This is a genomic window from Alteromonas sp. AMM-1 (assembly GCF_047290655.1).
In the GTDB taxonomy this organism is placed as follows: Bacteria; Pseudomonadota; Gammaproteobacteria; order Enterobacterales; family Alteromonadaceae; genus Alteromonas; species Alteromonas mangrovi.
The window spans coordinates 1-7,018 of the sequence record NZ_JBLBUE010000172.1; the positions used below are offsets into that span (position 1 = coordinate 1).

The 7,018-nt window shown below is 46.1% G+C and carries 7 protein-coding genes and 1 tRNA gene; 3 read left to right on the forward strand and 5 right to left on the reverse strand.

Features of this window, described 5'->3' with window-relative positions; genetic code table 11:
• Positions 1–344: 344 nt before the first annotated feature.
• The 3 genes from nadA (at position 345) to ACLR2L_RS17470 (ending at position 2,390) form a co-directional block, all read left to right on the forward strand.
• On the forward strand, positions 345–1,403 hold the full coding sequence (gene nadA / locus ACLR2L_RS17460; protein ID WP_413369935.1) for a quinolinate synthase NadA: 1,059 nt from the start codon (positions 345–347) through the stop codon (positions 1,401–1,403).
• A 151-nt stretch (positions 1,404–1,554) separates the two neighbouring features.
• A tRNA-Ser gene (locus tag ACLR2L_RS17465) sits at positions 1,555–1,645 on the forward strand.
• Positions 1,646–1,982: 337 nt separating this feature from the next.
• Positions 1,983–2,390, forward strand: coding sequence for a hypothetical protein (locus ACLR2L_RS17470; protein ID WP_413369937.1), 408 nt, complete (start codon positions 1,983–1,985; stop codon positions 2,388–2,390).
• 60 nt (positions 2,391–2,450) lie between these two features.
• Here the strand turns inward: ACLR2L_RS17470 and ACLR2L_RS17475 are convergent, their stop codons facing one another.
• The 5 genes from ACLR2L_RS17475 to ACLR2L_RS17495 are packed head-to-tail and all read right to left on the reverse strand — an operon-like array spanning position 2,451 to position 6,979.
• Complete coding sequence (locus ACLR2L_RS17475) at positions 2,451–2,690, reverse strand: hypothetical protein (RefSeq protein WP_413369939.1); 240 nt, start codon at positions 2,688–2,690, stop codon at positions 2,451–2,453.
• A 35-nt stretch (positions 2,691–2,725) separates the two neighbouring features.
• Positions 2,726–2,986, reverse strand: coding sequence for a hypothetical protein (locus ACLR2L_RS17480; RefSeq protein ID WP_413369941.1), 261 nt, complete (start codon positions 2,984–2,986; stop codon positions 2,726–2,728).
• 2 nt (positions 2,987–2,988) lie between these two features.
• On the reverse strand, positions 2,989–4,467 hold the full coding sequence (locus ACLR2L_RS17485) for a hypothetical protein (protein WP_413369943.1): 1,479 nt from the start codon (positions 4,465–4,467) through the stop codon (positions 2,989–2,991).
• 2 nt (positions 4,468–4,469) lie between these two features.
• Positions 4,470–4,631, reverse strand: coding sequence for a hypothetical protein (locus ACLR2L_RS17490; RefSeq protein WP_413369945.1), 162 nt, complete (start codon positions 4,629–4,631; stop codon positions 4,470–4,472).
• Positions 4,632–4,633: 2 nt separating this feature from the next.
• A complete protein-coding gene (locus ACLR2L_RS17495) occupies positions 4,634–6,979 on the reverse strand; it encodes a hypothetical protein (RefSeq protein ID WP_413369947.1) in 2,346 nt (781 codons plus the stop codon).
• Positions 6,980–7,018: the final 39 nt, after the last annotated feature.

The window sequence follows — 7,018 nt, forward strand, 5'->3', positions numbered from 1 at the left end:
AATCCAGCACGACCCACCACTTCAAATAATCTTTCCTAGAAAACACACTCCTAAAAAACAAACACTGCCCGCGCCGGGGTTTGCATACTGAAAACAGGGCATTAATTCTAACGCTAATCTGCCAGCGTTAAATTATCGCCTCAGAATGGCGCTATCGCTTTCAAGCAGGTGAAGATGAATAGGACTGCAAGATTTTTATTAAGCTCGTCAGGCCTCATATGAGCGCTATATGACGCGCAATATTCGGTTGATTGACTTGGCGTGCTTTCTATATGAAATTTTTGTGACACTCAGGTATAATCGCGGCCCGGTTTACCGTTAATCCCGTGCAGGTAAGAAAATCCATGACATTAGCGTATCGTATTGAGCAAATTGACTATCCGTTTCCCGCCAAGCCAGCGGCTTTGAGTGATGAGCGAAAGCAAGAGCTTAAGGATAAAATCAAAGCGTTATTGCTTGAAAAAGACGCTGTTATGGTGGCGCATTATTACACTGATCCTGAAATTCAGGCGCTTGCCGAAGAGACTGGTGGCTGTGTAGCGGATTCACTTGAAATGGCGCGCTTTGGCCGCGATGCCAGTCAACAAACATTGTTGGTTGCTGGTGTGAAGTTCATGGGCGAAACCGCTAAAATCCTTAGCCCTGAAAAGCAAGTGCTCATGCCGACAATGGAAGCAACCTGTTCACTGGATTTAGGTTGCCCAATCGAAGAGTTTTCTGCATTTTGTGACGCGCACCCCGATCACACTGTAGTAGTGTACGCCAATACCTCTGCGGCGGTAAAAGCTCGGGCGGATTGGGTAGTAACTTCAAGCATTGCTCTGGAAATAGTCGAGCACCTAGACAGTTTGGGCAAGCCCATTATATGGGGGCCCGACCGCCATCTGGGCAGTTACATTGCCAAGAAAACTGGTGCTGATATGCTAATGTGGCATGGCGAATGTATTGTACATGATGAGTTCTCTTCACAAGCACTGAACGACATGAAAGCAATTTACCCTGATGCTGCCGTGCTTGTTCATCCAGAATCACCTGCCAGCGTGGTAGAAATGGCCGATGCGGTAGGTTCAACCAGTCAGCTTATTCAGGCAGCACAGGACATGCCTAATCAAACCTTCATTGTTGCTACCGACAAGGGTATTTTTTATAAAATGCAGCAACTCATGCCTGAAAAGCGTTTTATAGAAGCCCCAACTGCCGGTAATGGTGCAACTTGCAAAAGCTGCGCGCATTGTCCGTGGATGGCAATGAATGGTTTAGAGGCAATTTACCGTTCTCTGTCTTCAGATACGCCAGTTGAGCACGAAATTCACGTGGATGCCGTACTGCGAGATAGAGCGTTGATCCCACTTAATCGTATGTTGGATTTTTCTGCGCAGTTAAAAGCCAGAAAATCTGCATAAACGCTTAAATTGTGCGCGGTTAGTGAGATTTTTACGGGTAGTTCTTGATTCGAACTTCAGCTTTCCCTACTATACGCGCGCTGAATTGATTTAAGTGGTTTGATGTATTGTCGTCAGACCATTGCAAACTAATAATGTTTGCACAAAGTTTGGAGAGATGGCTGAGTGGCTGAAGGCGCACGCCTGGAAAGTGTGTATACGTTAATAGCGTATCGAGGGTTCGAATCCCTCTCTCTCCGCCAGATATAAAAGAACCGCCCTTGTGGCGGTTTTTTTATATCCGGAGAAAAGCGGGATGAGAATCAGTTGTAGCTGCGCGAGTAGTTTGGCAATTTGCGCGGAGTAGTTTGGCAATCAACAAATTTGTGATAGTTTACATCCATATTAGCCAAGTCCTCATTTTTTATGCCACTACATTCCGTTTGCACTAACCCAAAATGCAGGGCTATACAGGTAGCTCATGTAATACAGATTGAAGGTTGCTATAAAGCTAACATTGAGCCTTCAGAGATCTGCCGCACGTGTGGCCATGAGTCGAAAATACCAAAAGGTATCTATACAAATATTGGTTCCCAAGTAATGATTGAGGCTGCAAATTCAAAAGACTTAGAATTGCTTGTGAGTCTTGAAAAGGTTTTACTGCGTTCAATTATTCAAAATAAACCTTTAGATTCAGATATTCAATTCAGAAGAAATAGCAAGCAGTTTCAAAAACTGCTTGGTGGGTTAAGTCCTAACTTAATAAGGAGCCTGCCTACTGAAACGAAAATAGCTATTTATTGCGCAGTGATTTCCACAATATCAACAATTTGTGACATCGCGGGCATATTTGACAAAGAACCAAAGGTTATACATCAGCATTTCCATGAGAACATTCACAATTTTTACGACGTCCCACTAAAAGACATAGTGAAACAGCGAAACAAAATCCTGAAACAAAGACTCCAAAACCCCAAGAAAGGAAATGACAGTCGCAATAGTGCATAAAAATAACTCCTGATTCTCTTTACATTTTTAGACCTGTGAAGATTTTTTTGTAAAATTTCCCTATCGATAGAACGCTTTTGCGCCGTTGCGTAGTATAAAGTAGTAGTCATCGCCTTCTGTTATCTCATGCTTAAAACGGCGCTCCAATGCACTCTCTGTGCCGTCAAAAGTCCTTACAGTTTCAGGGCTTCCGTCTGAAAGGACGTTCACAAAGTCAGCATCACCTCCGTGCAGCTCAACTCTAAAGTTGTGGAGACGACCGCTTGCAGGTAGAACTTCAAGGCTTTGTAATTCTTTCATTTTAATCTCCAATTTAAATCGACATTAATGATTGTTTAAACAGTCTTTGACTTGGTTAAATCTTTGTCTTTACCCCAACTGCCAATAGTAACTCCGCGTTCGGCAGCCCAGGCTCTGACTGCTCTTTTTATAGCAGCTGTTAAAGTTCCATGTCCTATGTAAATGGCCACTCCGGATTTACCTTCTGATTGAGCAAAGAATTTAAAACTCTGCCCCTTATGTGTAATCCGAAGAATACGGCCTGTAACGTATTCTTCGACTACGACACCCTGGTGTGTTGTAGTTGAGTAGGTCATGGTTATCTGCAATCTATCGGCTTAATACCTTTACATAATATTACTCTGTCAAAATATGCCACGCCTGTACCGCTAATATCTCCGTACAGCCTTACTTGCAAGTAAGTATCAGCAGGATCTACATAGTGAGTAACACTACGCCAATGCCACTGTCCGTGATTTTGATCTGCCGAAGGGTAATTGTTACTGCTGTTTGAACTTGATGCTGTAGCGATGATGCCAGCCGTCTGCGGTTGACCTGCCGGGATATACACCCGCGCCATCAGCGTCACATACTGCCCTTTGAGTTCATCACGCAAATATGACGGGCAACTCCATGTAATGCGCCCATTGGTACCATCAATCCGAACCGAGTAACCGTTTTTTCCACCAATAACCCCGGTGTCTTTTGTGACTGCGCCGGTCGTCAGGGTAAAATTGTCGGGCACGCTACTGCCGAAACTCGAAAAATCCCCATTAGATATGAGGTTTGCTGCCACTGTTAGAGAATATGGCACAGGATTGCCTGCGCTGGCCTGATGTAACGAGCGAATAGCCTTAACTGTCAAATCGCTGCCAGCGGCGTTAACGTGAGTACTATCTGTGTACAACGAGGCGTTCTTACCACGATTAATGATAAGCGAATGGGCGTCGGCCACATCACTTCCAGTTATTGCTGCCACTCGATATACAACATCTACCCACGGTGTCATGAATTCACTGTCCATTCGTGGATTTTGTGCAATCAATACAAATCCGCATCCTACATGCCTGCGGGCAATATCAGCCATAGCAGCTAGAAAACGCGGGATTGCTAAACGAGTCGCGTAATCGCGGCTACTAATCGTGCCCATATTATGGCTATGGTTAATATATACCAGGTCGCAACGCGGGATTGATTGACATGCTGCTACATAACGACTCCCCTGGATGTATTCAACCTGTTTGCCGGGATTCGCAAAGTTGTAAACAGTTAATGTGTTAGCGCCCGTCCCTGTTTGCACAGTTACAGCGGATGCATAGGAGCCAGCAACATCATCCCACAATCTGTAAAGCACAGTGTAGGCTGGATGTCGGTCTGCGTATTCCTGAGTAATCTTTCTGACGAACTCGTGATCTTCGTTACCAGTTGAATCGCTGTGTACTAAGATATTCAAACTTGAACTGTTAAGCGTAAGTAGCGCTTCAAAACGCGCCGCATTTCCGTTCGATAAACCAATAGGAGAGTCGTGTAAATCAACTGAACCATCCGCATTCACACGCACCTTCTTACTCGTTCCATTACTGAATTGCACGTCGATAATTGAATCAGCATCAACGGCAGCGGATGAAAAATAGCCCGATTGCAATACGGCATTTAACGTGTCATTCGTGTTATAAACAAATTCCCTAACAGGTGTTAACGAGCCAATTGGCACGCCTCCAACTTTTTGTATAAGTTCGTTTAACTTTCCGCGTACAGAAAGACCAGTGGCATTGCTATTTATTGTACTTAACGTCATTACTATTCCCCATCATTCCAGATGCTATCGTCTTTCCAAACGCCTGAATCATTCCAGGTGCCATCGTCTAAAATCCAAATTCCACTGTCGGGTTTTGAAACGTCAACAGGGGAAATCAATTCTGGTATTAGTGATACAACTAAGCTTTCTACTAAATTTTTCATACTTACACCCACGCACTTCCATTAAACGTAATAACTGCATTTGAATCTGTGTCAGCAAACTTAAAGCCTGGCCAAACGCCAGCAGGTTTATAACTGTTTGGGCCAATGCACCTGTACCCGTTGCATACCCATTTAAAACCGTCCCATTCTGGTGAGAACCCCAGCTCTGCGACAAAATGACGTTCTCCATATCCGTGTCCGTCCTGCATATCAAAGGCGCTGCGATATTCGGTGCGCTCATCCATATATATGATTTGCAAATAGGTGGGGTCGTTAGGATCGGCGTAGTTTTGCACCATTTTCAGCGGTTGGTTATAGGTGCGGCGCACCCCCCATGGGTGGCTTAAAAACAGTTTGCAGTTGGTTGGTTGTTCAGCGAGGGTCAGATCCGACGCACCGAACTCCCACAATGCGCCGCCGTATGCGTCATCGCCGATGTATCCGACATTATTTGCATAAATAGTGGTATCACTGCCGCGTATTGACCAACTGTGGCCGCTGACTACGCCTGGCGGTTTGTCGATTTTGCAGTTATCCAGGTACACGGTACTGGTGTAAATGCGATAGTTGGCACCGCTGACAAACCGGCAGTTCCTGTATCGCTGAATGGTCCCCGGACTGGCCACAGCATCGGTTTGAAACACGTTCCGGTCACCGGCATCGATGATGCAATTGTCGTGGTAGACATAGTCAATATCCGCCACCCGGTGATCCGTTTTACGCAACCGAATGTTGTTTATATGCAGTTCGTGGTATTCAGCATAATTGTTCTGCTGTGTAAATTCCTGTGCGCCCCAGACCTGAATATCAAAATTCAAGTTCTCATGGGTTTCAGAACGGCGTACGCCCTCAATCGTATCGATAGAGCGCCGGATGCGGTTAGCCGGAACAATATACGTCAGCAGTCGGTCTGTTTCGGCGAGGCCACCGATAATGGCCGCATTGGTCCCGCGTAATTGATACGCATAATTGGTACCCGAAATATTTTGAATTTGATCCTGATGCGTGCCCAGCGTCTGACAGTCATTAAACAGTGTCCTGTCACTGAACGGGTGCGTATCCCACGCTGCAGACGTGCAGGATATGGCGGTACCGGTAACGGTATTGCCCACGCAGCAACCATCGGTGATCTCAAAATTGACGATGGAGTAAATGCCGTCGGTGTAGGCATGACGGCATTTATCCGCCACAATATGATAGTCACCCCCCTTACACGCCCCATACGGGCTGGCTGCATAGCCATAATGTCCGATGCTGGCGTAGTCGGCCAGCATAAAGCCCGCGACCTTATACTGTCCGCCATAGCAACTGATAGGCATAAAACCGCGACTCGCATCATGATGCACATAGACATCACAGTCTGGATTCACATAGCCTTTGAGGCAAATGCCCGCGCGGCGAACGGGATTGGCTTTCACCGGGTCGCGCCCGCGCACGTCGAGTGCAATTTTGCATTTATTATTCGGCAGGTGGCGTACATTGCCCGATGTCATTTCATCGGTAAATGGTGCATTTAGGTAGACTTTACCGTCTTTAACATCTGCAACCATGAACAATTCGGCTCGGTGGGCATTGGGCGAAAATAGAGTGTAAATGGCATTCGGGTCGCGCACCATGATCACCATGCCCCGTTCATATAAGCTTGGATCTGGAACCTCGATATACTGCATCACAATTCCCAATGCTGAATCCTGACCGTGCCCGGTCCATGGCCCGAGTTCGTAATGCTCGCTTTCGAACTCGACGCCCCAGTTGTCACCATCCTCCAAAATAATCTGGCACGACATCATGTCAACGCTGGCCCAACCAAGCGCCTTAGGGGGTACTGAGCAGTAATAATTCCCGCCTGTTCCTTTTAACTCGATTTTGTTTTTTGACATGCTCGAGAACGCGGCCTGTAATGGGATGCTGTTATCAAACCCAGTTTCCGTTTCCAGATTATAATCACCCACACAGCCAAACATCTCTGGTGTTAACGAAGATTCAACAATTCGCACCCAACAACCCGCGCCACCTGGATCTGTTTCGCCACTTCCGGAAACAAACTGTTCTGGTGTTGAGTATGGAACGGTAGGGCTGATTATGTAGCCTCCATCATGGCTGGATTTGTCAATTGTAGAAATCCACAAGAAGAATCCTGAACCGCCCTGTTGGCTAGGATGCCATTGATTGACAAATATCTTATCCCCATCATATCGACCAGTTTTACCTGGCACCTCGCCGATGTCGCTGCACGAAGCAAGAAGCTTATACGTGGAGTCCATAAAGTTCTGGTAGGTTGTCTCAAAACCTAAAAATCGATTCAATAACGCATTTGCTGCTGTAGTTACTGAATTTACAGAATCCACTGCATTTTGCTGTTGTCCCAATGACGGAAAAGGCGCAAT